Origin of the sequence: Paracoccus sp. J55 (assembly GCF_000513975.1) — a bacterium.
Taxonomy (GTDB): domain Bacteria; phylum Pseudomonadota; class Alphaproteobacteria; order Rhodobacterales; family Rhodobacteraceae; genus Paracoccus.
On record NZ_AZVA01000011.1, the window covers coordinates 62,731 to 87,051 of the forward strand.

At 69.1% G+C, this 24,321-nt stretch carries 24 protein-coding genes; 15 read left to right on the plus strand and 9 right to left on the minus strand.

From position 1 onward, the window contains the following. Window positions 1–153 precede the first annotated feature (153 nt). Window positions 154–981 carry an EAL domain-containing protein gene (locus PARJ55_RS0111985; protein WP_028713267.1) on the minus strand — a complete coding sequence of 276 codons (828 nt, stop codon included), beginning with the start codon at window positions 979–981 and terminating at the stop codon, window positions 154–156. Between the two features lie 101 nt (window positions 982–1,082). Between PARJ55_RS0111985 and PARJ55_RS0111990 the strand changes: the two genes are divergently transcribed. Then, entirely contained in the window at window positions 1,083–1,661 is a 579-nt protein-coding gene (locus PARJ55_RS0111990) for a DNA-3-methyladenine glycosylase I (RefSeq protein ID WP_028713268.1), read from the plus strand. Here the strand turns inward: PARJ55_RS0111990 and PARJ55_RS0111995 are convergent. Then, complete coding sequence (locus PARJ55_RS0111995) at window positions 1,636–2,178, minus strand: TlpA disulfide reductase family protein (protein ID WP_028713269.1); 543 nt, start codon at window positions 2,176–2,178, stop codon at window positions 1,636–1,638. The two genes, PARJ55_RS0111990 and PARJ55_RS0111995, sit on opposite strands and share 26 nt — an antisense overlap. Before the next feature lie 22 nt (window positions 2,179–2,200). On the opposite strand from PARJ55_RS0111995, the gene argH reads away from it, so the two are divergent. The 5 genes from argH to PARJ55_RS0112020 all read left to right on the plus strand — a co-directional run bounded on the left by argH (window position 2,201) and on the right by PARJ55_RS0112020 (window position 7,863). Then, window positions 2,201–3,610 (plus strand): argininosuccinate lyase, encoded by a 1,410-nt coding sequence (argH, locus tag PARJ55_RS0112000; RefSeq protein ID WP_028713270.1) that lies wholly within the window; start codon window positions 2,201–2,203, stop codon window positions 3,608–3,610. Then, window positions 3,607–3,762, plus strand: a complete 156-nt coding sequence (locus PARJ55_RS24310) for a hypothetical protein (protein WP_028713271.1) — start codon at window positions 3,607–3,609, stop codon at window positions 3,760–3,762. The genes argH and PARJ55_RS24310 overlap by 4 nt, the downstream gene beginning before the upstream one ends. Next, window positions 3,743–4,018: a DUF2834 domain-containing protein gene (locus PARJ55_RS0112010; RefSeq protein ID WP_028713272.1), complete on the plus strand. Its 276-nt coding sequence runs from the start codon at window positions 3,743–3,745 to the stop codon at window positions 4,016–4,018. The genes PARJ55_RS24310 and PARJ55_RS0112010 overlap by 20 nt, the downstream gene beginning before the upstream one ends. Further along, window positions 4,018–5,283: a diaminopimelate decarboxylase gene (lysA, locus tag PARJ55_RS0112015; protein ID WP_028713273.1), complete on the plus strand. Its 1,266-nt coding sequence runs from the start codon at window positions 4,018–4,020 to the stop codon at window positions 5,281–5,283. The genes PARJ55_RS0112010 and lysA overlap by 1 nt, the downstream gene beginning before the upstream one ends. A gap of 81 nt (window positions 5,284–5,364) precedes the next feature. After that, window positions 5,365–7,863, plus strand: a complete 2,499-nt coding sequence (locus tag PARJ55_RS0112020) for a DUF4175 domain-containing protein (RefSeq protein WP_084637837.1) — start codon at window positions 5,365–5,367, stop codon at window positions 7,861–7,863. A gap of 99 nt (window positions 7,864–7,962) precedes the next feature. Here PARJ55_RS0112020 and PARJ55_RS0112025 read toward each other — a convergent pair whose 3' ends face one another. Further along, complete coding sequence (locus tag PARJ55_RS0112025; RefSeq protein WP_028713275.1) at window positions 7,963–8,991, minus strand: zinc-ribbon domain-containing protein; 1,029 nt, start codon at window positions 8,989–8,991, stop codon at window positions 7,963–7,965. Between the two features lie 138 nt (window positions 8,992–9,129). On the opposite strand from PARJ55_RS0112025, the gene PARJ55_RS0112030 reads away from it, so the two are divergent. The 5 genes from PARJ55_RS0112030 (at window position 9,130) to PARJ55_RS0112050 (ending at window position 13,288) form a co-directional block, all read left to right on the plus strand. Next, entirely contained in the window at window positions 9,130–9,804 is a 675-nt protein-coding gene (locus tag PARJ55_RS0112030; RefSeq protein ID WP_028713276.1) for a cell division ATP-binding protein FtsE, read from the plus strand. Further along, the gene (locus PARJ55_RS0112035; RefSeq protein WP_036698369.1) at window positions 9,801–10,730 is read left to right on the plus strand and encodes an ABC transporter permease; all 930 of its coding nucleotides are present in this window, start codon (window positions 9,801–9,803) and stop codon (window positions 10,728–10,730) included. Before PARJ55_RS0112030 ends, PARJ55_RS0112035 begins: the two co-directional genes overlap by 4 nt. Continuing rightward, complete coding sequence (locus tag PARJ55_RS0112040) at window positions 10,730–11,494, plus strand: 1-acyl-sn-glycerol-3-phosphate acyltransferase (RefSeq protein WP_028713278.1); 765 nt, start codon at window positions 10,730–10,732, stop codon at window positions 11,492–11,494. Before PARJ55_RS0112035 ends, PARJ55_RS0112040 begins: the two co-directional genes overlap by 1 nt. Before the next feature lie 106 nt (window positions 11,495–11,600). Next, entirely contained in the window at window positions 11,601–12,530 is a 930-nt protein-coding gene (locus PARJ55_RS0112045; protein ID WP_028713279.1) for an ABC transporter ATP-binding protein, read from the plus strand. Continuing rightward, complete coding sequence (locus tag PARJ55_RS0112050; protein WP_028713280.1) at window positions 12,527–13,288, plus strand: ABC transporter permease; 762 nt, start codon at window positions 12,527–12,529, stop codon at window positions 13,286–13,288. Before PARJ55_RS0112045 ends, PARJ55_RS0112050 begins: the two co-directional genes overlap by 4 nt. A 59-nt stretch (window positions 13,289–13,347) precedes the next feature. Here the strand turns inward: PARJ55_RS0112050 and PARJ55_RS0112055 are convergent, their stop codons facing one another. Continuing rightward, window positions 13,348–13,704, minus strand: a complete 357-nt coding sequence (locus PARJ55_RS0112055; protein ID WP_028713281.1) for a hypothetical protein — start codon at window positions 13,702–13,704, stop codon at window positions 13,348–13,350. A gap of 64 nt (window positions 13,705–13,768) precedes the next feature. Then, window positions 13,769–14,221: a hypothetical protein gene (locus PARJ55_RS0112060; RefSeq protein WP_230377409.1), complete on the minus strand. Its 453-nt coding sequence runs from the start codon at window positions 14,219–14,221 to the stop codon at window positions 13,769–13,771. Between the two features lie 127 nt (window positions 14,222–14,348). On the opposite strand from PARJ55_RS0112060, the gene rimO reads away from it, so the two are divergent. From rimO to ettA, 3 genes are all read left to right on the plus strand, one after another. After that, window positions 14,349–15,731 (plus strand): 30S ribosomal protein S12 methylthiotransferase RimO, encoded by a 1,383-nt coding sequence (rimO, locus tag PARJ55_RS0112065; RefSeq protein ID WP_028713283.1) that lies wholly within the window; start codon window positions 14,349–14,351, stop codon window positions 15,729–15,731. 78 nt (window positions 15,732–15,809) lie between these two features. Next, window positions 15,810–16,667, plus strand: a complete 858-nt coding sequence (locus PARJ55_RS0112070; RefSeq protein WP_028713284.1) for a sulfotransferase — start codon at window positions 15,810–15,812, stop codon at window positions 16,665–16,667. Between the two features lie 69 nt (window positions 16,668–16,736). Next, window positions 16,737–18,392, plus strand: a complete 1,656-nt coding sequence (gene ettA / locus PARJ55_RS0112075) for an energy-dependent translational throttle protein EttA (protein ID WP_028713285.1) — start codon at window positions 16,737–16,739, stop codon at window positions 18,390–18,392. A 25-nt stretch (window positions 18,393–18,417) separates the two neighbouring features. On the opposite strand, the gene PARJ55_RS0112080 is transcribed toward ettA, so the two are convergent. From PARJ55_RS0112080 to lysM, 3 genes are all read right to left on the minus strand, one after another. Beyond that, the gene (locus tag PARJ55_RS0112080; protein WP_028713286.1) at window positions 18,418–18,690 is read right to left on the minus strand and encodes an HNH endonuclease; all 273 of its coding nucleotides are present in this window, start codon (window positions 18,688–18,690) and stop codon (window positions 18,418–18,420) included. A 4-nt stretch (window positions 18,691–18,694) separates the two neighbouring features. Then, window positions 18,695–20,581 (minus strand): acyl-CoA synthetase, encoded by a 1,887-nt coding sequence (locus PARJ55_RS0112085; RefSeq protein ID WP_028713287.1) that lies wholly within the window; start codon window positions 20,579–20,581, stop codon window positions 18,695–18,697. A gap of 131 nt (window positions 20,582–20,712) precedes the next feature. Continuing rightward, on the minus strand, window positions 20,713–21,201 hold the full coding sequence (gene lysM, locus PARJ55_RS0112090; RefSeq protein ID WP_028713288.1) for a peptidoglycan-binding protein LysM: 489 nt from the start codon (window positions 21,199–21,201) through the stop codon (window positions 20,713–20,715). 209 nt (window positions 21,202–21,410) lie between these two features. Between lysM and PARJ55_RS0112095 the strand changes: the two genes are divergently transcribed. Next, entirely contained in the window at window positions 21,411–21,872 is a 462-nt protein-coding gene (locus tag PARJ55_RS0112095) for a CAP domain-containing protein (protein ID WP_232215696.1), read from the plus strand. Window positions 21,873–22,485: 613 nt separating this feature from the next. Here PARJ55_RS0112095 and PARJ55_RS0112100 read toward each other — a convergent pair. Further along, the gene (locus tag PARJ55_RS0112100; RefSeq protein ID WP_028713290.1) at window positions 22,486–24,276 is read right to left on the minus strand and encodes an ABC transporter transmembrane domain-containing protein; all 1,791 of its coding nucleotides are present in this window, start codon (window positions 24,274–24,276) and stop codon (window positions 22,486–22,488) included. Between the last annotated feature and the right edge of the window lie 45 nt (window positions 24,277–24,321).

The window sequence follows — 24,321 nt, forward strand, 5'->3', positions numbered from 1 at the left end:
AAACGCCGCATCCGGCCGGCTTGCGCGGCCGCCCTGCGCAGGCTGGCCGGGGCAGGGCCTTCCCCCGGTCCCGGCGGCATGGATGCGACGATGAAAGCGGGTCGGGCGGCCGCGGATATGGCCGGAGCATTTCTACCATAAGGCGAATCGCGCTCAGCTGCGCTGGGCGGCAGAGCTGGGGGACCTCCACGGCGGCACGATGGTCGGCGCGCCGAAGTAATAGCCTTGCAGGCAGTCGATGCCCATGTCGATCAGGAAGGCGGCGTCATCCGCCGTCTCGACCGATTCCGCGACGGTGAACATGTCGAAATGGTGCGCGATGGATTGCAGCGCCCGGGCCAGGACCTGGTTGTCGCGCTGCTCGGCGATGTCGCGGATGAACTGGCCGTCGATCTTGATCATGTCGAAGCAGAAATCGCGCAGATAGCGGAACGAGGTGTAGCCGGCGCCGAAATCGTCCAGGGCGAAACTGACGCCCTGGGCCTGCAACTCATGCATGAATCGCCCGACCAGCTCCGGCATGCCCATGGCCGAGCTTTCGGTGATTTCCAGGATCAGCCGCTCGCCGATGCTGTCGTCGCCGGCGATGCCCTCGCGCAGCGTGCGCAGCCAGGCCGGATAGCCGATCGAGCGCGCCGACATGTTGATCGACAGCCGCAGCGAGGGTTCCTCGGCCAGCGATTTCAGGCCCAGGGACAGCGACAGGCAGTCGATCTGGCGGCCCAGCTCGGTGGTTTCGGCCAGCGGCAGGAAGTCCCGCAGCGGCACGATTCGCCCGGTTTCATCGATGATTCGGATCAGCCCCTCGTGGAAGGTCGCATGGTCGGGGCGTTCCGCTTGCACCACCGGCTGATAGGCCAGGACGGCATCGCCGCGCGAGACCGCCCGCCGCACCGTCGCCATCGTCACCCGCGACTGCTGATCGACGGCGAAATCCAGCGGAGAACCCATTTCCTTTTGCGAATCAATATTGTCGGTCATGCCAAGACTCCTGTCATCGACGGAAGTCTGGCGATCATCTCCTAAGATCGCGTAAACTGGTCCCGATTTCTCGACTCAAGGTTAACGGATCCTTGCCCGACATGACCGAACGCTGTGCCTGGTGCGGCTCCGACCCGCTTTACGTCGCCTATCATGACCATGAATGGGGGGTGCCGGAATACGATGCGCGCGCGCTTTGGGAAAAGCTGGTGCTGGACGGCTTCCAGGCGGGGCTGAGCTGGATCACCATCCTGCGCAAGCGCGACGCCTTCCGCGAGACCTTCGAGGGCTTCGATCCCGAGCGCGTCGCCCGCTGGGGCGAGGCCGAGGTCGAATCGGCGCTGAAGAACCCCGGCATCATCCGCCATCGCGGCAAGATCGAGGCCACCGTCAAGGGCGCCCGGCTTTTTCTGGACATCGAGAGTTCCGAGGGGTTCTCGCCCTTCATCTGGTCCTTCGTGGGCGGGCGTCCGGTGCAGAACCGTTTCGCCAGCATGGCCGAGGTCCCGGCCAAGACCCCGGAATCGGAAGCCATGGCCAAGGCCCTGAAAAAGCGCGGTTTCACCTTCTGCGGGCCGGTGATCACCTATGCTTTCATGCAGGCCTGCGGGCTGGTCAACGACCATATGGTCCACTGTCCCGCCCATGACCGCGTCAGGGCGCTGTCGCCTGCCGGATAAGCGCCTTGGCCGTGTCCGAGGACCAGTCGGCGCCGCCGATCAGCCGGGCGATCTCGTTGCCGTCGCGGTCGATCAGCACCGTCACCGGCATGCCCATCACGCCCATCTCGCGCGCGAGTTGCTGGCGCGGGTCCAGCCGCACGGGCAGGTTGGCGATGTTCTCCTCGTCCAGGAACTTCCTCACCGCCGGGGGCGGGTTGTGGCCGGCGGCGATGGCGACCACCTCGAAATCCTCGCCGCCCATCTCGGCCTGCAAGGCGTCCAGCGAGGGCATCTCCTCGCGGCAGGGCGCGCACCAGGTCGCCCAGAAGTTCAACAGCACCACCTTGCCCCTCCAGTCGGTCAGGCTGTGCGTGCCGCCCTCGGGATCGGTGAATTCGGTTGCCGGCACCGGGGTCGGGTCGGTCTGCTGCAGCTTCGCCAGCCCGCCGTCATGCGCGGCCTGCCAGTCGATTTCCCCCGCGTAACCGGCATTTGCACCAAGGATCATCGCCGTATAAAGAACCAGCCAACGCATTCCACCCCCCGAAGGACAAGTCATGACCGAGCAGCCCGCCAGCACCGCCAACCAGATGTGGGGCGGACGTTTCGCCGCAGGCCCGGACGCGATCATGGAGGCGATCAACGCCTCGATCGGCTTCGACCAGCGGCTCTATGCCCAGGACATCCGGGGCAGCCGCGCCCATGCGGCGATGCTGGCCGCGCAGGGCATCATCAGCACTAGCGATGCCGAGGCGATCGGGGAAGGGCTGCTCACGGTCTTGTCAGAGATCGAGGCGGGCGGCTTCCCGTTCTCGACCGCGCTGGAAGACATCCACATGAACGTGGAATCGCGGCTGAAGGAGCTGATCGGCGAGCCGGCGGGGCGGCTGCACACGGCGCGGTCGAGGAACGATCAGGTGGCGACCGATTTCCGGCTGTGGGTGCGCGACCAATGCGACGCGGCGATCCAGGGGCTGGACGCGCTGATCCGCGCCACTTTGTCGCAGGCGGAAAAGGGCGCGGATTGGGTCATGCCGGGCTTCACCCATCTGCAGACCGCGCAGCCGGTGACCTGGGGCCATCACATGATGGCCTATGTCGAGATGTTCGGCCGCGACCTGTCGCGCTTTCAGGACGCGCGCCGGCGGATGAACGAATCGCCGCTGGGCGCCGCCGCACTGGCCGGGACGGGCTTTCCCATCGACCGCGAGGCGACCGCGCAGGCGCTGGGCTTCGACCGGCCGATGGCGAACAGCCTCGATGCGGTCAGCGACCGGGATTTCGCGCTGGAATACCTGTCCTCGGCGGCGATCTGCGCCGTCCACCTGTCGCGGCTGGCCGAGGAGCTGGTGATCTGGTCCTCGGCCCAGTTCCGCTTCGTCACCATGTCGGACCGCTTCTCGACCGGCTCGTCGATCATGCCGCAGAAGAAGAACCCCGACGCGGCCGAGCTGATCCGGGCCAAGATCGGCCGCATCCTTGGCGCTGCCGTGGCGCTCTTCGTGGTGATGAAGGGGCTGCCGCTCGCCTATTCCAAGGACATGCAGGAGGACAAGGAGCAGGTCTTCGACGCGAGCGACAACCTGATGCTGGCGCTGGCCGCGATGACCGGGATGCTGTCGGACCTGACGGCGAACCGCGAGCGGCTGGAGGCGGCGGCGGGCTCGGGCTTTTCCACCGCGACGGACCTGGCCGACTGGCTGGTGCGCGAGGCCGGGCTGCCGTTCCGCGACGCCCATCACGTCACCGGCGCGCTGGTCGCCATGGCCGAGAAGCAGGGCGTGGACCTGCCCGAGCTGACGCTGGAGCAGATGCAATCGGTCAACCCGGCGATCACCGAAGACGTCTACAACGTGCTGGGCGTGCATAATTCTGTCGCCTCGCGCACCAGCTACGGCGGCACCGCGCCGGCGCAGGTCCGCGCCCAGATCGCGCGCTGGAAAGAGAAGCTGGGGGAAACCGCATGACGCAGCACCTGCTTCTGGCGCTGTTCGCGCTGATGCTGGCGACGCTGGCCGCCTGCGGCGTCGATGGCCCGCCGACCCGGCCCGGCCCTGTCGCCGAATCCGGCTTGCAGATCAGCGGAGAGGCGCAGATCGGTGTCGTCTCGAAGCTCTGAGCTGACGCCGCTGCGGCTGGTCTGGGCGGGGCTGGCGCTGCTTGGCGCCGCCGTGGCGCTGTGGCGGGGCGAGGCGCTCTGGCAAGGCGCCCGGGCGACCGAACTGGTGGCGCAGGCGGCGCTGGCGCTGTGGTGCCTGATCGAGACCATGCTGCGCCGCAACTGGGCGGCGCTTCTGACGCTTCCGGGGCTGGCGCTGGGGATCGGCTTTGCGCTGCCGCTTTATCTGTTCATCCGCTCTCGCAGGATCACCTGATGGACCATTTCAACTATGTCGACGGCTGGCTGCATGCCGAGGACGTGCCCCTGACCCGCATCGCGGCCGAGGTCGGCACGCCGGTCTATGTCTATTCCGCCGCCACGCTGACCCGGCATTTCAGGCTGTTCCAGCAGGCGCTGGCGTGGTGCGACCATCTGGTCTGCTTCGCGGTCAAGGCGAATTCGAACATCGCCGTGCTGAAGCTTCTGGGCGATCTGGGCGCGGGCATGGATATCGTCTCGGCCGGGGAATATGCGCGCGCCAGGGCGGCGGGCGTGCCGGGCGAGCGGATCGTGTTTTCCGGCGTCGGCAAGCTTGAATCCGAGATGCGCATGGCGCTGGCGGGCGGCATCCGCCAGTTCAACGTCGAATCCGAGCCGGAACTGGAGCTTTTGTCGCGCGTCGCGGCCTCGATGGGGGTCGAGGCGCCGGTCGCCGTGCGGGTGAACCCGGATGTCGATGCCAGGACGCATGAGAAGATCGCCACCGGCAAGTCCGAGAACAAGTTCGGCATTCCCATCGCCCGCGCGCGCGAGGTCTATGCGCATGCCGCGCGCCTGCCCGGGATCAAGGTTGTCGGCATCGACATGCATATCGGCAGCCAGCTGACCGACCTGGAGCCCTATCGCCAGGCCTATGCCAAGATGGCCGAGCTGACCCGCGCGCTGCGCGCCGACGGGCATGCGATCACCCGGCTCGACATGGGCGGCGGCCTGGGCATCCCATACCGGCGCGACAACAACGCGCCGCCCCTGCCGATCGAATACGGCCAGGTGATCCGCGATGCCGTGGGCGATCTGGGCTGCGAGATCGAGATCGAGCCCGGCCGCAACATCGCCGGCAATGCGGGCATCCTGCTGTCCTCGGTGATCTATCTGAAACAGGGCGAGGGGCGGGATTTCCTGATCCTCGACGCGGCCATGAACGACCTGATCCGGCCGGCGATGTATTCGGCGCATCACGACATCGTCCCGGTGCGCGAGGCGGCGCCGGGGGCCGCGGTCGCGCCGCATGACGTGGTCGGCCCGGTCTGCGAGACCGGCGACACCTTCCAGAAGGCGGTCGAGCTGCCGGCGCTGGGTCCGGGCGACCTGGTGGCGCTGCGCTCGGCCGGGGCCTATGGGGCGGTGATGGCCTCGGAATACAATTCCCGGCCGCTGGTGCCCGAGGTTCTGGTCAGCGGCGATCAATTCGCCGTCATTCGGGCGCGGCCGACGCTTGAGGAAATGCTGGGACGCGATACCATCCCGGAATGGCTCTGATCGCTCATTCCCGCGCCGCTGCGGCCGGGGGTTTCACACCCCCGGGCCCCCGTGGGATATTTGTCCAAGAAAGAAGCGGCCATGGCTGAACCGCGCCGTATCGGCTGGGCGGTCGGGCTGACCCGCGCCGGCATGTGGTGGGAGGCGCTGGCCGCGGCCTTCTGGCCTTTGGGCGTGTTGCTGGCGCTGGTGCTGGCGGCGCTGGCCTTCGGCGCGACCGATCTTTTCTCCTCGCGGGCGCTGATCTGGCTGATGGGTCTGGCGGCGCTGGCGGCCCTGCTGGCTGCGGGCTGGGGGCTGCGGCGCTTCCGCCGGCCTTCGGCCGAGGCGGCGCGGGAACGGGTGGACCTGGCCCTGCCGGGGCGGCCGCTTTCGGCGCTGCGCGACCGGGTCGCGGTGGGGGCCGGGGACGAGGGTGCGGACGCGCTGTGGCGCGCGCATCTGGCGCGGATGCAGGCCGCCGCCTTGGCCGCGCGCCCGGTTGCGCCGGATGCGCGGCTGCGCTGGCGCGATCCGGTCGCGCTGCGGCTGGTCGGCCTGGTGGCGCTGGTCATGGCGCTGATCTTCGCGCCGCCCGGGCAGCTGGGGCAGGGTATCGCCGCGCTGGGTGCGACCTTCCGCCCCGCCCCCGAGGCGCGTCCGGGGGCCGAGGCCGGTCCGTCCTGGGAGGGCTGGGCCGAGCCCCCCGCCTATACCCGCCGCCCGACGCTTTACCTCAACGCCTTGCCCGAGGGGCAGCGGCTGGAATTGCCCAAGGGCTCGAAGCTGAGCTTCCGGCTTTACGGCGAGGGCGCCGAAATCGCGCAGGATATCGGCGCCGCGCTGCCGGGCGGCGAGCCCTCGGCGCCGGAATTCATGGCCGAGCGCGACGGAGTGATCGAGGTCGCGGGGCGGCGATTCGACGTGACCGTGCTGCCCGATGCGGCGCCGGCCGTCGCGCCCGGCAAGGCGCCCGAGCGGCGCGCCGACGGCCGGCTGGTGCAGGAATTCACCGCCAGCGACGACAACGGCATCGCGGCCGGGCAGGCGGTGATCGCGCTGGACCTGGATGCGGTCGACCGGCGCTTCGGCCTTGCCCCCGACCCCGAGCCGCGCGAGGCTGTGGCGCTGGATCTGCCGCTGCCCGCGACCGGCAGCCGCAAGGAGATCCGCGGCCGGCTGGTGGGCGATCTGTCGCGCCACCCCTGGGCCAACCTGCCGGTGACCGTCTCGCTGAAGGTGGAGGACGGCATCGGGCAGCAGGGCGCCTCGGCCCCGATGCGCATGGTGCTGCCGGGGCGGCGCTTCTTCGACCCCTTGGCGGCGGCGCTGATCGAGGTGCGGCGCGACCTGCTTTGGTCGCGCGGCAATGCCGGCCGCAGCGCCCAGGTGCTGCGCGCCGCCAGCTGGCAGCCCGAGGGCTTCATGGATGCCGAGCTTTACCAGGGATTGCAGGGCGCCGTCGGCGCGCTGGAATCCGGCAATCTGACCGAAGAGGCGCGCAACAAGCTGGCGCAGCTGCTCTGGGACGCGGCCGTGGCGCTGGAGGATGGCGGACTGGCCGATGCGCTGGAGCGGATGAGCCAGGCGCAGGAGCGGCTTTCCGAGGCGATCCGCAACGGTGCCAGCCCCGACGAGATCCAGCGCCTGATGGACGAGCTGAAGCAGGCCACCGACGATTATCTGGACATGTTGGCGCAGCAGCAGGGGCAGGACCCTTCCGAGCGTTTCGACCGCTCGCCCCAGAACCGCCAGCAGATCACCGGTGACCAGATCCAGCAGATGATGGACGAGATCCAGCGCCTGATGAACGAGGGCCGCATGGCCGAGGCGCAGGAATTGCTGGAGCAGTTCAACCGCATGATGCAGAACCTGCGGGTGACGCAATCCGAGGGCGGCGAGGGCGGGCGCCAGCGCCCCTCGGACCGGCTGGCCGAGACGCTGCGCGACCAGCAGAAGCTGGCCGACGAGGCGATGCGCCAGATGCAGGACCAATACGGCCAGTGGCAGCAGGGCGAGGAAGGCCAGGGCAGCCAGGACAACCAGCAGCTTGCCGACCGCCAGCGCGAGCTGCGCGAGGACTTGGGCCGCCAGCGCGGCTTGCTGCCCGGCCGCGGCACGCCGCAGGGCGAGGAGGCGCGGCGCCAGCTGGACGAGGCCGGCCGCGCCATGGAGGAGGCCGAGCAGGCGCTGCGCGAGGGGGATGCCGGCGGGGCGATGGAGCGGCAGGCCCAGGCCATCCAGTCCATGCGCGAGGGGATGCGGGCGCTTGGCGACATGATGGCGCAGGACCAGCAGCAGGGCCAGGATGGCGAGCCGCAGCAGGGCGGGCAGGAGAACGGTCCCGAAGGGCCCTCGGGCGATCCGCGCGGCCAGCGCGGGCTGGCGCAGCCCTATGACCGCCGGCAGCAGACCGATCCGCTGGGCCGGGCGCTGTCGGGCGATGGCGGCTCGATCACCTCGGGCGACCCGCTGGCCGAGGGCGGCGATCCCTCGCGCAAGGCCCGCGAGCTGCAGGACGAGATCCGCCGCCGCAGCGGCGAGCGCGAGCGGCCCCGCGACGAACGCGACTATCTGGGCCGGTTGCTGGAGAGTTTCTGAGCCTGCGGCGGCGGGTGGCCGGCGCCGCGCCGGCGCGGCGGGGACTTCCCGACGCGGCCTGCCTGCCGGTCCCGGTCAGGGGCGCAGGGCCTCGGCAGCCTATTCCCCCCGGATGCGGTCATGCAGCCACAGCCGGCCGCGGTCGATCTGTTGGCGCCATTCCGCCAGCGGCCCGCCGCCCTCGTCGGCCGGGATCTGCGGGGCCAGCGCATAGCTGGCCACCAGCCCCAGCGCCAGCATCGCGGCAAGGCCGAAGCCCGAGGCATAGCCCGTGCGGCGCGGCCTCGGCACGATCACAGGCACCGGCGCCTCGCGCGGGGCGGGCTCGGCGGCCGTGTCGGCCGGTGCCGTCTCTTCGGCAGCGGCGGGGCGCAGCAGCGGCAGGACGGGCGGTTCCTCGGCGGCCGCCCCGGCCGCGCCGCCGGGCAGGGACGGCGCCGAGCGAGTCAGGGTCGCGGCCAGTTCCTGGGCATCGGGCAGGATGGGAATGATCGGCTCGGGCTGGTCAAAGGCCGACGAGTCCTCGACCGGGGCGGACACCGGCTCGGGCCGAGGGGACGGGTGCAGAGCTTGCGGATCTCCGGCCTCGGGCTGCGGGACCGGATCCGCGGCCGGCTGCGAGGCGGCACCGGTCTCGGTGGGCGGTTCCGCCTCCGGGTGGGCGGGGGCGGGCTCGGCCAGCGGGGCTTCGGTCACGGTGGTGGCGGGCCAGTCGATCGCCGGGCCGGCGGCCGGCTCTCCGTCGCCGGAAAGCGCGGGTTCGGCGGGCTGCGCTGCATCGGCCGGGACATCAGGCGGGACTTCGGGCGGGGCCTCGGCCGCCTGCGTCGCGGGAATGTGATCGGGTTCGGCGGGCTGCGCCTCGGAGCGGCGGGCGCCCAGTTCGCGCGCGGCTTCCTCGCGCAGGATGGCCAGCACCGATTCGTCCAGCGGCCGGTTCAGCGCCGGGCGCGCCTCGGGGTCGTAGGGGCCGCGTTCCGGAGCAGCCGGCGACGGCGCGGATTTTCCCGGCCCCGGCTGGCGCCAGACATGGCTGCAGGCCGAGCATTCGACCTCGCGCCCCGAGGCGGGAATGGCGGATTCCGCGATCTCGTACTGGGCCGCGCAGCGGGGGCAGGTCAGGCGCATGGGCGGGTCTTTCGTCTCCGGACAGGGGCGGTTTCGGTCATGCGGGCGTCTCGCATTCGCCGCGCGACTGTTCTATCAAGCCACGAACCGCGCGCCAAGCAGCCCGCTCGGAAAGGCCCGCTCAGAAAGGGACGACCAGTGATCGAGATGCAGAACCTGTCCTTCGGCTACAGCGGCAACGATCCGTTGCTTGCCGATATGTCGCTGACGCTACAGCCGGGTTCCTTCCATTTCCTGACCGGCCCTTCGGGTGCGGGCAAGACCACCTTCCTGCGGCTCTGCTATGCCGAGCTGCTGCCGAGCGCCGGGCGCATGACGGCATTCGGCCAGGACGTGCGCGGGCTGTCGCGCGACGGCATCGCCGCGCTGCGCCGCCGGGTGGGGGTGGTGCATCAGGACACGCAATTTCTCGACCACCTGCCGGTGGCCGAGAACATCGCCCTGCCGCTGCTGGTCTCGGGCGAGCAGGTGGACATGCCGGCCCTGGGCGACCTGCTGGCCTGGGTGCAGCTGTCCGGCCATGCCCGCGCCATGCCGCCGGAACTGTCGGGGGGAGAGCGGCAGCGCGCCGCGCTGGCCCGCGCCGTCATCATGTCGCCCGACCTGATCCTGGCGGACGAGCCGACCGGCAACCTGGACTGGGACATGTCGATGCGGCTGCTGCAGCTGCTGATCGAGCTGAACCGCTCGGGCAAGGCGGTGCTGATCGCGACGCATGACCTGAACCTGATCCGCGCCGCCAAGCAGCAGGTGCAGGCGCGGGTGCTGCGCATCGCGGGCAAGAGGCTGCAACTGGCGGGGGCGGACCTGTGAAGAAAGCCGAACTGAAATCGCTCGACCTGGCGACGTTGTGGCGGGGGCTGACCCGGCCGGACCCGGCGGGAACGGACCGCGTGGTGCCGCCGACCGGCTTCACCGCGCAGCTGACGGTGTTCTCGGCCGGCGCCATGGCCTTTCTGGCGGTCTTTGCGCTGGCGCTGGCGCTGGCCACCGGCCGGCTGGCCGAACGCTGGTCGACCGAGCTGGCGCAGACCGTCACCGTGCGCATCTCGGCCCCCGAGGACCAGATCGACGAGCAGACCGTGACGGTGATGGAGGCGCTGAAGACCACCCCGGGCATCGCCGAGGCCAAGCTGCTGCCCGATGAGGAGGTGGAAAAGCTGCTGGAACCCTGGTTCGGCCCCGATGTCCCGGTCGAGGCCCTGCCGGTGCCGCGGCTGATCGAGATCACCGAGGCCGCCGAGGGTTTCGATGCCGCCGCGCTGCGCCTGCGGCTGCAGGGCGAGGCGCCGGGCGCGGTGCTGGACGACCATACCCGCTGGCGCCAGCCGCTGGTCTCGGCGGCGAACCGGCTGCGGGTGCTGGGGCTCGTCTCGCTGCTGCTGATCGCTGCCGCCTCGGGGGCGATGATCACGCTGGCCGCGAAGGCGGCGCTGGCCGCGAACGGGCAGGTGATCCGGGTGCTGCGGCTGATCGGTGCGCGCGACATCACCATCGCCACCGCCTTCGTGCGCCGCTTTACCCGCCGCGCCGCCATGGGCGCGGCCGGGGGCACGGCGCTGGGGATGGCGGCCATCTGGGCGCTGCCTTCGATGGATCAGGCGGGAAGCTTCCTGACCGGGCTGGGCTTTCAGGGCTGGGGCTGGCTCTGGCCGCTGCTGGTGCCGCCCGTCGCCGCCGCGATCGGCTTTGCCGCCACCCGCTGGGCGGCGCTGAAGATGCTGCGCGAGGTGCGCTGATGAATCCCTACCATCCGCGCCCGCCTTCGCCCTTGGACTGGCTGCGCGCGGTGGTCTATTACCTTTACGCGGCGCTGGTGACCTTTGCGCTGGGGCTGTGGGGCCTGCCGCAGGTGCTGGTCCATCCCGAGCGCGCGCATCGCGTCGCCCGCCTGTGGCTGGACCAGATGCTGGGCGCGGCGCGGGTCATCCTGGGGGTGCGCATCGAATATCGCGGCACGCCGCCCGCGGGAGAATGCATCGTCGCCTCGAAGCATCAGAGCTTTCTCGACATCCTCGCGCTGGCCCGCGCCTGTCCGCGCCGCGCCTTCGTGATGAAGCGCGAGGTGCTGCGCGTGCCGATCATGGGCTGGTTCGCCCGCAAGGTCGGCTGCATCCCCATCGACCGCGCGCGCGGCAAGGAAGCGATGAAGCAGATCATCGCCGGCATCGAGGCCGCCCGCGCCCGCCCCGAGGGTCTGGGCCAGCTCATCATCTATCCCGAGGGCACCCGCACCCGGCCGGGGCAGAAACTGCCCTACAAGCACGGCGCCGGCACGATCCAGCGCGCGACCGGCCTCTCCATCCATCCCGTCGCGGTGAATTGCGGCCTGTTCTGGCCCAAGCGCGGCATCCCGATCCGCGGCGGCACCGCGGTGATCGAGTTCCTGCCGCCGATCCCGGCCGGCCCGCGTTCGACCGCGGTGATGGAGCTTCTGGAGGCACGGATCGAGACCGCCAGCGACCGGCTGCTGGCCGAAGCGGGCGGCCTGCCGCCGGCCTGACGGCTGACGCAAGGTCAGGGGCGTTTTCGCCATTGCACCCGCGGCCGGTTGCGGTCCAACCTGCCCGGCGGATTCGCGGGCCTTCGGGCCAGAACAGGGGGACGGGATGCGTCCGATCATCGACATCGACCATGTTTCCAAGCGCTACGGCAGCGGCACGGTGGCGCTGAACGACGTCTCGCTGCAGATCGAGGAAGGCGAGATCCTGGCGCTGCTCGGCCCGAACGGCGCCGGCAAGACCACGCTGATCTCGATCATCTGCGGCCTGGTGGTGCCGACCGGCGGCACGGTGCGCGTCGGCGGCCACGACATCCGCACGGACTGGCGCGCGGCGCGCAAGCTGATCGGCCTGGTCCCGCAGGAGATCGCGCTGGAGCCCTTCGAAAGCGTCCTCGACTGCGTGCGCTTCACCCGCGGGCTTTACGGCGAGCCGCCGGACGAGGTCTATATCGAGCAATTGCTGCGCAGCCTGGCGCTGTGGGACAAGCGCGAGGCCAAGACGCGCGAGCTGTCGGGCGGCATGAAGCGCCGGGTGCTGATCGCCAAGGCGCTGTCGCACCGGCCCAAGGTGCTGTTCCTGGACGAGCCGACGGCGGGCGTGGACGTGACGCTGCGCCGCGAGATGTGGCAGGTGGTGCGCGAATTGCGCGCCGAGGGCGTGACCATCATCCTGACCACGCATTACCTGGAAGAGGCCGAGGACATGGCCGACCGCATCGGCGTCATCAACCGGGGCGAGCTCTTGCTGGTCAAGTCCAAGGACGAGCTGATGGGCGAATTCGGCAAGAAGCACCTGACCGTCTCGCTTTACGAACCGCTGGCGACTCTGCCCGCCGAACTGGCGGGGCGCGGGCTGGTGCTTTCGGCCAACGGGCGCGAGTTGGGCTATGACTACGACACGAGGGCCGAGCGCACCGGCATCGCGCATCTGCTGGCCGAACTGGCCGAGCGCGGCATCGCCGTGCGCGACGTCTCGACCAAGCAGAGCAGCCTCGAAGAGATCTTCATGTCGCTGGTCGAGGAGGAAACCGCATGAACTGGCGTTCCGCCCGTGCCGTCTTCAACCACGAGATGGCGCGGTTCTTCCGCACGATCTGGCAGTCGCTGGCGTCGCCGGTGCTGTCGACGGTGCTGTATTTCGTCGTCTTCGGCGCCGCCATCGGCGGGCGCATCCAGGCGGTCGAGGGCGTGGCCTATGGCGCCTTCATCGTGCCGGGGCTGATGATGCTGACGGTGCTGCAGCAATCGGTGGCCAACGCCAGTTTCGGCATCTATTTCCCGAAATTCGCCGGCACGATCTACGAGATCCTCGTCGCGCCCACCGGCTGGATCGAGGTCACGCTGGGCTTTGTCGGCGCCGCCGCCACCAAGGCCGTGATGATCGCGCTGGTGATCCTTCTGACCAGCTTCTGGTTCACCGGCGTGCATATCGCGCATCCGTTCTGGATGCTGGCCTTCCTGGTCCTGACCGCCGTCGCCTTCTCGCTCTTGGGCTTCATCATCGGCCTTTGGGCCAAGAATTTCGAGCAGTTGCAGATCGTGCCGATGATGGTCATCACGCCGCTGGTGTTCCTGGGCGGCGCCTTCTACTCGGCCTCGATGCTGCCGCCCTTCTGGGAGGGGGTCGCCAAGCTCAACCCGGTACTCTACCTGATCTCGGGCTTCCGCTGGAGCTTCTTCGGCTTTGCCGACGTGCCGGTGGGCCTGTCGCTGGCCGCGGTGGCGCTGATGATCCTGGTCTGCATGGGTGCGATCCGCTGGATCTTCCTGACCGGCTGGCGGCTGCGGGAGTGATTCCCGTCGCGCCGCCGGGCCGCGCCTGAGCGCGCGCCTGCGGCCGATGCGCCGCCCCTCTACGGCCGGCAGGGCGTTCCGGCCTTGGCCATCTGTGCTGCGTGCCGGCCAAGCGCCGCCGCCTGCTGCTGCAGCCAGGCATCCGCCGCCTGGCGTCCCTGCGCCTGCAGCCGCCGGTGGTATTCCGGCCGCAGCCGCTCGCGGCTGGCCGAGATCGAGCAGTCGGCCGTCCGCACCGGCTTCTTGCCCGCCTTGCCGGCTGGCGCGCCGCCGTTCGGCGCGGTCTGCTGTTCCAGCAGGTCGCCCTGATGCATGATCATCGCCTGGTTGCCGGCGTCGAACCACGGCGTCTGCGCGGCCGCTGCGCCAGCCCAGATCATGGCCGCGGCGACCGCGGCCCATCCTTGTCCCGACATGGCTGTCCTCCTTCGGGTCCAGCCTGCCATGAAACCGCGCCCCGGTCACCCCGCTGGGTGCGCCTCAGCGCCGGCACAGCCGGGTCTGCGGGTCCAGCCGGACATATTCCCGCGCCGAGATCTTCTGCATCTGCAGCGAGTGCTTCCAGCGCGCATTCCACATCTGCAGGATGCCGTTGCGGTAATATTGCGCCATCAGCTCGTCCACGATCGGCGGGATGATCCGGGTGCCCGGCAGCCGCGGGGCATGGAATCCCACCGTCGCATTCGGTCCCAGGCAGGCGTTCGGCAGGGTGATGTAGATGGTGCAGGCCGAGCGGCAATAGCCCCGCACCTCGACCGGGCGGCCGCTGGCCGCCAGCCGGTTGCGATACCGGATCGCCTCGACCACGTTGCCGCCGCGGTTGTTCATGATCACGATGGGCTCGCCCCGGCCGCGCTGCTGGGCCTGCGCCTCGGGCGCGGCCAGCAGGACCAGGGTCAGCAGCAGGGCAAGGCAGGCGGAAATCCGGGGCATGAGGGCGCGCATCCTATTCGTCATCCCCGCCGATATGCCCGTTCCGGCGCGCAAGGCCAAATGACGTTCCGGCGAGCCGCGCTTCCTGCTTAACAAGCGGCCCGCTTGCCACTATATGCCGCGCATCATGAGCCAGAACCCGCCCCTGTTGCGCCCCGATCTAGCCCCCAGCCCGATCTTCGACTCTGCACAAGGGGAGGGGGGGCGAAGGGACGGGCAACCGACCATCGGCATGGTCAGCCTCGGCTGTCCCAAGGCGCTGGTGGACAGCGAGCGCATCCTGACCCGCCTGCGCGCCGAGGGTTACGCCATCAGCCCCGACTACAAGGGCGCCGGCGCGGTGATCGTGAATACCTGCGGCTTCCTCGATTCGGCCAAGGCCGAGTCCCTGCAGGCCATCGGCGAGGCGCTGTCGGAAAACGGCAAGGTGATCGTCACCGGCTGCCTGGGGGCCGAGCCGGAATACATCACCGGCGCGCACCCTTCCGTGCTGGCGGTGACTGGCCCACAGCAATACGAGCAGGTGCTGGACGCGGTGCATTCCGCCGTGCCGCCCTCGCCCGATCCGTTCGTGGACCTGCTGCCGGCCTCGGGCGTCAAGCTGACGCCGCGGCATTACAGCTATCTGAAGATCTCCGAGGGCTGCAACCACGCCTGCAAGTTCTGCATCATCCCCGACATGCGCGGCAAGCTGGTGTCGCGCCCGGCGCATGCGGTGATCCGCGAGGCCGAGAAGCTGGTCGAGGCCGGCGTGCGCGAGCTGCTGGTGATCTCGCAGGACACCTCGGCCTACGGGCTCGACCGCAAGTTCGCCGAAGAGCGCGGGCATCGCGCGCATATCACCGACCTGGCCCGCGACCTTGGCCAACTCGGGGCCTGGGTGCGGCTGCATTACGTCTATCCCTATCCGCATGTGCGCGACCTGATCCCCTTGATGGCCGAGGGGCTGGTGCTGCCCTATCTGGACATCCCCTTCCAGCACGCCCATCCGGACACGCTGCGCCGCATGGCCCGGCCCGCGGCGGCGGCCAAGACGCTGGACGAGATCGCCGCCTGGCGCGCCGTCTGCCCCGAGATCACCCTGCGCTCGACCTTCATCGTCGGCTATCCGGGCGAGACCGAGGCCGAGTTCCAGACCCTGCTGGACTGGCTGGACGAGGCGCAGCTGGACCGCGTCGGCTGCTTCCAATACGAGAACGTCAAGGGCGCGCGGGCGAACGACTTGCCCGACCACGTGCCCGAAGAGGTCAAGCAGGACCGCTGGGACCGCTTCATGCAGAAGGCGCAGGCGATCTCCGAGGCGAAGCTGGCCGCGAAGCTCGGCAGCCGCATCGAGGTGATCGTGGACAGCGTCGATGCCGAAGGCGCCACCTGCCGGACCAAGGCCGATGCGCCGGAAATCGACGGCAACCTGTTCATCGACCAGGGCTTCGAGGATCTGACCCCCGGCGACATCGTGACGGTGACGGTGGACGAGGCCGGCGAATACGACCTCTGGGGCCGGCTCTGACCGGCGATGACCGCCCCGGTTGTGGCGCGGGCCCGGCTGGCTTATCAGGGGCGGCAGCGACGCAACAAGGCGGCACGGATGAACTGGGACCCTGAAGGCAAGCCCCGCAAACCCGATTTCCTGGGCATCGGCGCCCAGAAGGCCGGCACCACCTGGCTGTCGCAGATGCTGGGCCAGCATCCCGAGGTCTGGACGCCTCCGTTCAAGGAGGTGCAGTTCTTCAACCATCGCTTCATCGAGGAGCATCGCAAATGGTTGCCCTGGCATTTCCGCCGCGGCCGCCAGAACATCGAGAAACGCTGGGCCGCCCGCGGCGAGGAGATGCCGCGCCACATGGTGCGCTATCTTGACCGCATCACCCGCGAGCCGATGTTCACCAACCATTGGTACAAGCTGGTCTTCGCCCCGGCGCCCGAGGGGGCAAAGGCGATCGACGTCACCCCCGAATATTCGACCCTTCCGCCGGAAGGCGTGGATTTCGTGGCGAAATTCCTGCCGCAGGCGAAGTTCGTCTATATCATCCGCCATCCGGTGGATCGCGCCATCTCGCAGCTCAAGATGAACCTGACCCGCGCGCGCCGCCGCCCGAAGGGCGTCGAGGACTGGCTGCGCGAGGTCGAGGATCCGGTGCTGATGGATCGCGGCGACTACATGCGCTATGTGCCGCGCTGGAACGCGCATTTCGGCCCCGACCGGCTGCTTTACATGCCCTTCGGCATGATTGCCCGCGATCCCCTGGGCTTCCTGCGCCGGGTCGAGGATTTCCTGGGCCTGGCCCCGCATGATTATCGCGATGTCGGCAAGAAGGTCTTCGCCTCGGACAACGCGCTGGTGGTGCCCGACAAGGCCCGCGCCCGGCTGCGCGAGAAGCTGGAACCGCAGTTCGAGTTTCTCGACCGGACCTTCGGGCCGGAATTCACCCGGCAGTTCCGCTGAGCCTTCCCCTTTCGCCCCTGCTCGACTACATAGCGCGCAACTTCACGGGTTCAGCAACGAGGAAAGATCATGGCCTCCTACCAGTTCGTTTACCACATGGACGGGGTGTCCAAGACCTATCCGGGCGGGAAGAAGACCTTCGAGAACATCCGCCTGAACTTCCTGCCCGGCGTCAAGATCGGCGTCGTCGGCGTGAACGGCGCCGGCAAGTCGACGCTGCTGCGCATCATGGCCGGCATTGACAAGGACTTCACCGGCGAGGCCTGGGCCGCCAAGGGCGCGACCGTCGGCTATCTGCCGCAGGAACCGCAGCTTGATCCGGCGCTGAATGTGCGCGGCAACGTCATGGAGGGCGTCAAGGCCAAGCAGGCCAAGCTCGACCGCTACAACGAGCTGGCCATGAACTACTCGGACGAGACCGCCGACGAGATGGCGAAGCTGCAGGACGAGATCGACGCCGAGAACCTCTGGGATCTCGACAGCCAGATCGACGTCGCCATGGAGGCGCTGCGCTGCCCGCCGGACGACGCCGACGTGGAAAGCCTGTCGGGCGGCGAACGCCGCCGGGTGGCGCTGTGCAAGCTGCTGCTGGAACAGCCCGACATGCTGCTTCTGGACGAACCGACCAACCACCTGGACGCCGAGACCATCGCCTGGCTGCAAAAGCACCTGATCGAATATCCCGGCACCATCCTGATCGTCACCCACGACCGCTATTTCCTCGACGACATCACCGGCTGGATCCTGGAACTCGACCGCGGCCGCGGCATCCCCTACGAGGGCAATTACTCGGCCTGGCTGGAGCAGAAGGCCAAGCGGCTGGAACAGGAAGCCCGCGAGGACAAGGCCAAGCAGAAGACGCTGGAGCGGGAACTGGAATGGATCCGCGCCGGCGCCAAGGCGCGTCAGGCCAAGCAGAAGGCCCGGATCAACGCCTATAACGAGCTGGCCAGCCAGTCCGAACGCGAGAAGCTGACCCGCGCCCAGATCATCATCCCCAATGGCGAGCGGCTGGGCAACAAGGTGATCGAGGTCAACGGCCTGAAAAAGGCCATGGGGGACAAGCTGCTGATCGAGGACCTGACCTTCAGCCTGCCGCCGGGCGGCATCGTCGGCGTGATCGGCCCGAACGGCGCCGGCAAGTCGACGCTGTTCAAGATGCTGACCGGGCAGGAAAAGCCCGATGCCGGCGAGATCAGCTACGGCGACACGGTGAAGCTTTCCTATGTGGACCAGTCGCGCGACGCGCTGGACCCCAACAAGACGGTGTGGGAGGAAATCTCGGGCGGGGCCGAGCAGATCGAGCTGGGCGACGCGACGATGAACAGCCGCGCCTATTGCTCGGCCTTCAACTTCAAGGGCGGCGACCAGCAGAAGAAGGTCGGCCTGCTTTCGGGCGGCGAACGCAACCGCGTCCACATGGCGAAGCTGCTGAAATCCGGCGGCAACGTGCTGCTGCTGGACGAACCGACCAACGACCTGGACGTCGAGACGCTGCAGGCGCTGGAGGCGGCGCTGGAGGATTTCGCCGGCTGCGCGGTCATCATCTCGCACGACCGCTTCTTCCTCGACCGGCTCTGCACGCACATCCTGGCCTTCGAGGGCGACGCCCATGTCGAATGGTTCGAGGGCAATTTCGAGGATTACGAGGCCGACAAGGTCCGCCGCCTCGGCCCGGATTCCATCGAACCGAAGCGGGTGAAATACAAGAAGTTCACGCGCTAGGCCGGCGCCCTGTGCAGGGTGCGCCCTAGCGCACCTTGCCCTTCCAGCCCGGCGGCCGCTTCGCCACCCAGGCGAAGAAGCGCGCCAGTTCGGAATGGCCGCGCAGCGCCTCGACCGTGTTGTATTGCCGTGCGAGCTCGGTCTCGCTCAGCTTGCGATGGATGGTCGAGTGGCAGACCTGATGCAGCAGCACCATCTCGCCGCCCTTGCCGCCGCGCAGCTTGGGGACCAGATGGTGCCGGCTTTGCGGCACGCCCGGCGGGATCGGTCGCCCGCAAAGCGGGCAGACCGGGTTCATGGCTTCAGGCCCATTCCCAAGGCAGGGTAAACTGGCCCAGGCAATCGGCCACCGCCTTGTCATCCACCGTGCCCCGCCGCGCCAGCCGGGCGACCAGCCCGCGCTTGCGGTCGTCCACCACCTCGGCCACCTCGACCGCCAGCCCGGCCCCGGCCAGCGCCTCGTCGTAGACGCGCTTGATCGCCAGCTTGCGCAGGTCCGGCTTGAAGATCTTGCCCACCGCGGTCTTGGGCAGTTCCGGCAGGATCTCGATATGCTTCGGAACGGCGGCGCGTTCGTGGATATGGGCGCGGGCATGCTCCATCAGCTCGTCCAGGCCGACCTCGGCCCCGGCGACCAGTTCGACATAGGCGCAGGGCAGCTCGCCCGCGAAGCTGTCGGGCTGGCCGATGGCGCCGACCGAGGCGACCTTGGGATGCGACAGCAGCGCGTCCTCGATCTCGGCGGGGTCGATGTTGTGGCCGCCGCGGATGATCAGGTCCTTGGCCCGGCCGGTAATCCACAGATAGCCGTCGGCATCCATCCGGCCCAGATCCCCGGTGCGCAGGAAGCGCCCCTCGGCAAAGAGGTCCTTGTTCTTGTCGGCCTCGGTATAGGTCGAGCCTTCGAAGACGCCGGGATTGGCGATGCAGATCTCGCCGATCTCATCGGTGGCGCATTCGCGGAAGCCGCCGTTCTGGCGCTGCAGGATCCGGACATGGGTATAGGGCAGGGGCAAGCCGACGGAGCCGACCTTCTTCAGCCCGTCGATGGGGTTGCAGGACACGAGGCAGGTCGCCTCGGTCAGCCCGTAGCCCTCGGCGATCTCGACCCCGGTCGCGGCCTTGAAGCGGTTGTAAAGCTCGATCGGCAAGGGCGCCGAGCCCGAGATCGCGGTCTTCAGCGACGAGACATCGGCATCGACCGGGCGCTGCATCAGCGCGGCGATGGCCGTGGGCACGGTGATCAGGAAGGTCGCCTGCCAGCGTTCGATCAGCTTCCAGAAGTTGTCGAATACTCCCTCGCCGCGATAGCCGGCCGGCGTCGGCATGACCAGCTGCGCGCCCGACATCAGGCAGGACATCAGAACCGGATAGGCCGCGAAGACGTGGAACATCGGCAAGGGGCACATCAGCACGTCGGTTTCACTGAACAGCAGCGTGCCGCCCAGCCAGCCGTTGTAGACCATGCCCGATTGCTTGTGCTGGGCGACCTTGGGCATGCCGGTGGTGCCGCCGGTGTGGAAGAAGGCGGCGACGCGGTCCTCGGCCGGTTCGTCGAAGGTCAGGCGGTTGTGCTTCTGGGCGCTGGCGGCGGCCTCGAAATCCATCACCTTGGCATGGTGCCGGGTCGGGACCTTGGGCCGCATCAGCGGCACCAGCAGGCGCTTGACGCCGGTCAGATAGCCGCGCAGGTCCACCTCGAGCACGGTCTGCACGTTCGGGGCCTGCGCCACCGCCTCGGCCGCCTTCTGGGCGACTTCGGATTTCGGGAAGCTCTTCAGCGTCACCAGCACCCTGGCGCCGCTCTCGCGCAGGATGGCGGCGATGTGGTCGGGTTCCAGCAGCGGGTTGATCGGGTTGACGATCCCTGCCGTCGCCCCGGCCAGCAGCACGATCGGCGCCTTGATGCAATTGGGCAGCAGATAGGCCACCACATCCCCCGGCCCGACGCCCAGGCTGCGGAACAGGTTCGCCGTCTCGGTCACCCGCTCATGCAACTCGGTCCAGGTCAGCGTGCGGGCCGGAGCCTTCGGGTCCGAGAACAGCTGGAAGCTGATCGCCGGGCGCTGGGGATGGCGGTCGCGGGTCTCGGTCAGGGCCTGATAGACCGTCTGCGGCACCTGGCGTTGCGCATAGGGCATCTCCGTCTCGACCGCATCGCGGTCTGCGACGTTCGCGAACCTGACCATTATCCTACCTCCCAGTTCTTCCTCCCGGGGTCGCGCCCCGCCGAGAGGCAGAATGGTCCAACTATCAGCGTGCTGGCAAGCGTTCCGCCACGCCAGCCGGGCGGCGAACGCAGCGTCGCGGCCGGCAGGTGTCAGGTCTGGGGAATGCGCAGGGTCTGGCCGGGATAGATCTTGTCGGGATGGCTGAGCATGGGCTTGTTGGCCTCGAAGATCTCGGGATAGCGGCTGGCCTTGCCCAGGTATTTCTGCGCGATGGCCGAAAGCGTCTCGCCCTTCTGCACGGTATGGAACACCGGGGCCGCTGCGGTCGGGGCGGGGGCTTCCGTGCCGGCGCCCTCGGCCAGCTCGACCCGGGCGATGCCCTTGATGTTGCCCACCGCCAGGATCAGCTTTTCCAGCGTCTCCTGATCGCGCGCCTTGCCCGAGATCACCACCGTGTCGCCGCGCAGTTTCAGGTGCACGTCCTTGCCGGTCAGGCCCAGGGCGGACAGTTCGGCCTTGAGCGCCGCCACCTTGCGGTCGGTGTCGCTTTGCGCGGGCTGGGCGGGCGCCTCCTGCGCCTCGGCTTCCGAACCGAAAAGCGATTTGCCGGCGTCCTTCACGAAATCCCAGATAGCCATGACCTCTCCTTTCAGGCTGCGTCTCGGGCGGCAACGCTCCGCCGATCCGCCGGTTCCAGACAAATTTAAGCAATCAGAAGTTGAGAAAATGGACCGTCGCTCCTAGCTTCTGCCCGTCTAGAGGAAATCGAATGTTGAACACATCTGCTAAATTCCTGCTTTTTTTCGCATTTCTTGGCTTGGGGGTGCCTGCCGCCTGGGCGGAAGGGGTGCGAATCTCGACGAAATCGGTCGGGCCCGGCGGGGCGGGCCCGGGGACGGTCACCTGCTACCAGACCTCGATGCCTGAAAACGAGGCAGCGGTGCGCGCCACCAACGCCACCCGCCAGGCGCGGGGGCTGCCGCCCCTGCGGTCCAACCGGGATCTTGCCGCGGCGGCGGCGCGCCATGCCTGCGACATAGCCAAGCGGGGGGTGATGTCGCATCGCGGCAGCAAGTCCTCGGGGCCGATGCAGCGGCTGAAGAGTCAGGGCTACAAGCCCCGCGTCGCGGCCGAAAACATCGCCGCCGGTCCCTGGGGGCAAGAGCGCGTGCTGCAGGAATGGGCGCGTTCCAGGGGCCATCTTGCCAATATCCTGATCCCGCAGGCCCGGCATTACGGCATCGGCAAGGCGGTCGGGGCGGATGGCAAGACCGTGTTTTGGGCGGCGGTCTACAGCGCCCCGCGCTGAACGGACCCGCCCCGGCCTCCCAGCCGCGGCGCTTTCCGGATGCGACCCTGCCCGGTATTGCCGGTTCCCCGCTGCCGTGCCGAGAAGGCCAAGGTGGGCGGAGAGGGGTGGATCCGCCCCACCGCGCCGCGAGACCGGCCGCTTGACCGAGGCCCTCGCGCGGCCATCATCACGGCGCTTGCGGTTGCAGGCCCGGGCGGCAGGGGCGATCTCCCGTTGCCGTTGCCATGGAAGGGCGGAGTCGGTCCAGCAGCGCCCGGAAGCCCGGTCGCCTGACGGGAGCCCGGAAACCCCGCAGCCCGGTCTATTTACGCGAGGCCGTTTCGCCGCCGTTTCCCTTGCTGCGGGTGCGGGCTTGCCGCGGCCCTCACGACGCCCCCCGGGGTGCGCCGAACGACATGGACCGCAGGCTGGAGAGGGTCTTCACGGCTGCTGCGCCGTTGTGGAATTGCCGGAGCGTGGATCGCCGGGCCGGCTCCTCGCCACGACGCCGGGGATATGCGGGGGGATCATGGCCCGACCATGAAACGGGCCTGCCTTCACCATGGCCGGGCGGCGGGAATCTCGGGGCGGCCGTCGCCTCCCCGCATCGCGCCTGTCGCCTGGCCGCCGCTTACGCGGTTTCCGCCGCGCCTTCGGTGAATTGCAGCCGCGCCAGCCGGGCATAAAGCCCGCCCTGCGCCACCAGTTCCTCGTGCCGGCCCTGCGCCACGATCCTGCCGTGGTCGAAGACCACGATGCGGTCAGCCTTCTTCACCGTTGCCAGCCGGTGCGCGATGATGATCGTGGTGCGCGAGCGGGCCAGTTCGTCCACGGCATGCTGCACCAGCCGCTCGGATTCGGCATCCAGCGCCGAGGTCGCCTCGTCCAGGAGCAGGATCGGCGCGTCGCGCAGGATGGCGCGGGCGATGGCGATGCGCTGCTTCTGCCCGCCGGACAGCATCACGCCGCGCTCGCCGACGAAACTGTCATAGCCCTGGGGCAGCAGGCACAGGAACTCGTCGGCATGGGCGGCGCGGGCGGCGGCCTCGACCTCGGCATCCGAGGCGCCGGGGCGGCCGAAGCGGATATTCTCGCGCGCGGTGGCGGCAAAGATCACCGGATCCTGCGGCACCAGCGCGATGGCCTGGCGGAAATCGGCCCGCGCCATGGCGCGCAGGTCGATGCCGTCGATGCGCACCGTGCCGGCATCCGGGTCCCAGAAGCGCAGCAGCAGCTGGATCACCGTGGTCTTGCCGGCGCCCGAGGGACCGACCAGCGCCACCGTCTCGCCGGGGCGGATGTCCAGCGTCACGCCCTCCAGCGCCGAACGGTCGGGGCGCGAGGGATAGTGGAAGGTCACCTCCTCGAAGCCGATGGCGCCCTTGACCGGGCGGGGCAGGGTGACGGGATCGGCCGGGTCGGTCAGCGTGTCCTGCGTGGTCAGCAGCTCGGTCAGCCGTTCGGTGGCGCCGGCGGCGCGCTGCAGCTCGCCCCAGATTTCCGACAGCGCGCCGACGGCGCCGGCGACCAGCACCGCATAGATGACGAACTGCACCAGTTCGCCCACCGTTATCGCCTCCATGCGCACGTCGCGCGCCCCGACCCAGAGCACGCCCAGTACGCCCGAGAAGATCAGGAAGATCACGATCACCGTCATCACCGTGCGCGTCCTGACCCGGCTGAGCGCCGCGTCGAAGGAGCGGTCGGTGACCTCGGCGAAACGCGCGCGGGTCGGTCCCTCATGGGTGAAGGCCTGCACGGTCTGCGCCGAGAGCAGGCTTTCCGAGGCCGCGCCCGAGGACAGCGCGATCCAGTCCTGGTTCTCGCGCGAGAGCTTGCGCAGCCGCCGGCCCAGCACGACGATGGGCACCACGATCAGCGGCACCAGCAGCAGCACCAGGCCGGACAGCTTGGCCGAGGTCCAGACCAGCATCACCATGCCGCCGGCCAGGATCAGGAAATTGCGCAGCGCGATCGAGACCGAGGAACCGATCACCGACTGGATCAGCGTGGTGTCGGTGGTGATGCGGCTGATGATCTCGCCGGTCAGCACCCGCTCGTAGAAGGCCGGGCTCATGGCGATGACCCGGTCGAAGACCGCCTTGCGGATATCGGCGACCACCCGCTCGCCCAGCCGGGTGACGAGATAGTAGCGCATCCCCGTCCCCAGGGCGAGCAACCCGACGATGGCCAGCGCCGCGCCGAAATACTGGTCCAACAGATGCGCCCCGGCGTCGAAACCGTCGACCACCCGCCGCACGGCCAGCGGCAGGACCAGGCTGATCGCCGCCGTCACCGCCAGCGCGACCAGCGCCGCCGCCAGCAGCCCGCGATAGGGGCGGATGAAGGGCCAGAGCGCGCGGAGCGCGCCGATGCGGCGCGTGGTGGGGCGGTCGGCGATGATCGGGGTGCCGCGGGCCATGCTTGTCTTCCTTTGCCGTTCGGGCGGCCGGGCCGGGGGTGCGCG

Bases quoted from the DNA above. Each gene is read 5' to 3' on its own strand.
- PARJ55_RS0111985 (WP_028713267.1), bottom strand. From the start codon at position 981: ATGACCGACAATATTGATTCGCAAAAGGAAATGGGTTCTCCGCTGGAT.
- PARJ55_RS0111990 (WP_028713268.1), top strand. From the start codon at position 1,083: ATGACCGAACGCTGTGCCTGGTGCGGCTCCGACCCGCTTTACGTCGCC.
- PARJ55_RS0111995 (WP_028713269.1), bottom strand. From the start codon at position 2,178: ATGCGTTGGCTGGTTCTTTATACGGCGATGATCCTTGGTGCAAATGCC.
- argH (WP_028713270.1), top strand. From the start codon at position 2,201: ATGACCGAGCAGCCCGCCAGCACCGCCAACCAGATGTGGGGCGGACGT.
- PARJ55_RS24310 (WP_028713271.1), top strand. From the start codon at position 3,607: ATGACGCAGCACCTGCTTCTGGCGCTGTTCGCGCTGATGCTGGCGACG.
- lysA (WP_028713273.1), top strand. From the start codon at position 4,018: ATGGACCATTTCAACTATGTCGACGGCTGGCTGCATGCCGAGGACGTG.
- PARJ55_RS0112020 (WP_084637837.1), top strand. From the start codon at position 5,365: ATGGCTGAACCGCGCCGTATCGGCTGGGCGGTCGGGCTGACCCGCGCC.
- PARJ55_RS0112025 (WP_028713275.1), bottom strand. From the start codon at position 8,991: ATGCGCCTGACCTGCCCCCGCTGCGCGGCCCAGTACGAGATCGCGGAA.
- PARJ55_RS0112040 (WP_028713278.1), top strand. From the start codon at position 10,730: ATGAATCCCTACCATCCGCGCCCGCCTTCGCCCTTGGACTGGCTGCGC.
- PARJ55_RS0112045 (WP_028713279.1), top strand. From the start codon at position 11,601: ATGCGTCCGATCATCGACATCGACCATGTTTCCAAGCGCTACGGCAGC.
- PARJ55_RS0112050 (WP_028713280.1), top strand. From the start codon at position 12,527: ATGAACTGGCGTTCCGCCCGTGCCGTCTTCAACCACGAGATGGCGCGG.
- PARJ55_RS0112055 (WP_028713281.1), bottom strand. From the start codon at position 13,704: ATGTCGGGACAAGGATGGGCCGCGGTCGCCGCGGCCATGATCTGGGCT.
- PARJ55_RS0112060 (WP_230377409.1), bottom strand. From the start codon at position 14,221: ATGCCCCGGATTTCCGCCTGCCTTGCCCTGCTGCTGACCCTGGTCCTG.
- rimO (WP_028713283.1), top strand. From the start codon at position 14,349: ATGAGCCAGAACCCGCCCCTGTTGCGCCCCGATCTAGCCCCCAGCCCG.
- PARJ55_RS0112070 (WP_028713284.1), top strand. From the start codon at position 15,810: ATGAACTGGGACCCTGAAGGCAAGCCCCGCAAACCCGATTTCCTGGGC.
- ettA (WP_028713285.1), top strand. From the start codon at position 16,737: ATGGCCTCCTACCAGTTCGTTTACCACATGGACGGGGTGTCCAAGACC.
- PARJ55_RS0112080 (WP_028713286.1), bottom strand. From the start codon at position 18,690: ATGAACCCGGTCTGCCCGCTTTGCGGGCGACCGATCCCGCCGGGCGTG.
- PARJ55_RS0112085 (WP_028713287.1), bottom strand. From the start codon at position 20,581: ATGGTCAGGTTCGCGAACGTCGCAGACCGCGATGCGGTCGAGACGGAG.
- lysM (WP_028713288.1), bottom strand. From the start codon at position 21,201: ATGGCTATCTGGGATTTCGTGAAGGACGCCGGCAAATCGCTTTTCGGT.
- PARJ55_RS0112100 (WP_028713290.1), bottom strand. From the start codon at position 24,276: ATGGCCCGCGGCACCCCGATCATCGCCGACCGCCCCACCACGCGCCGC.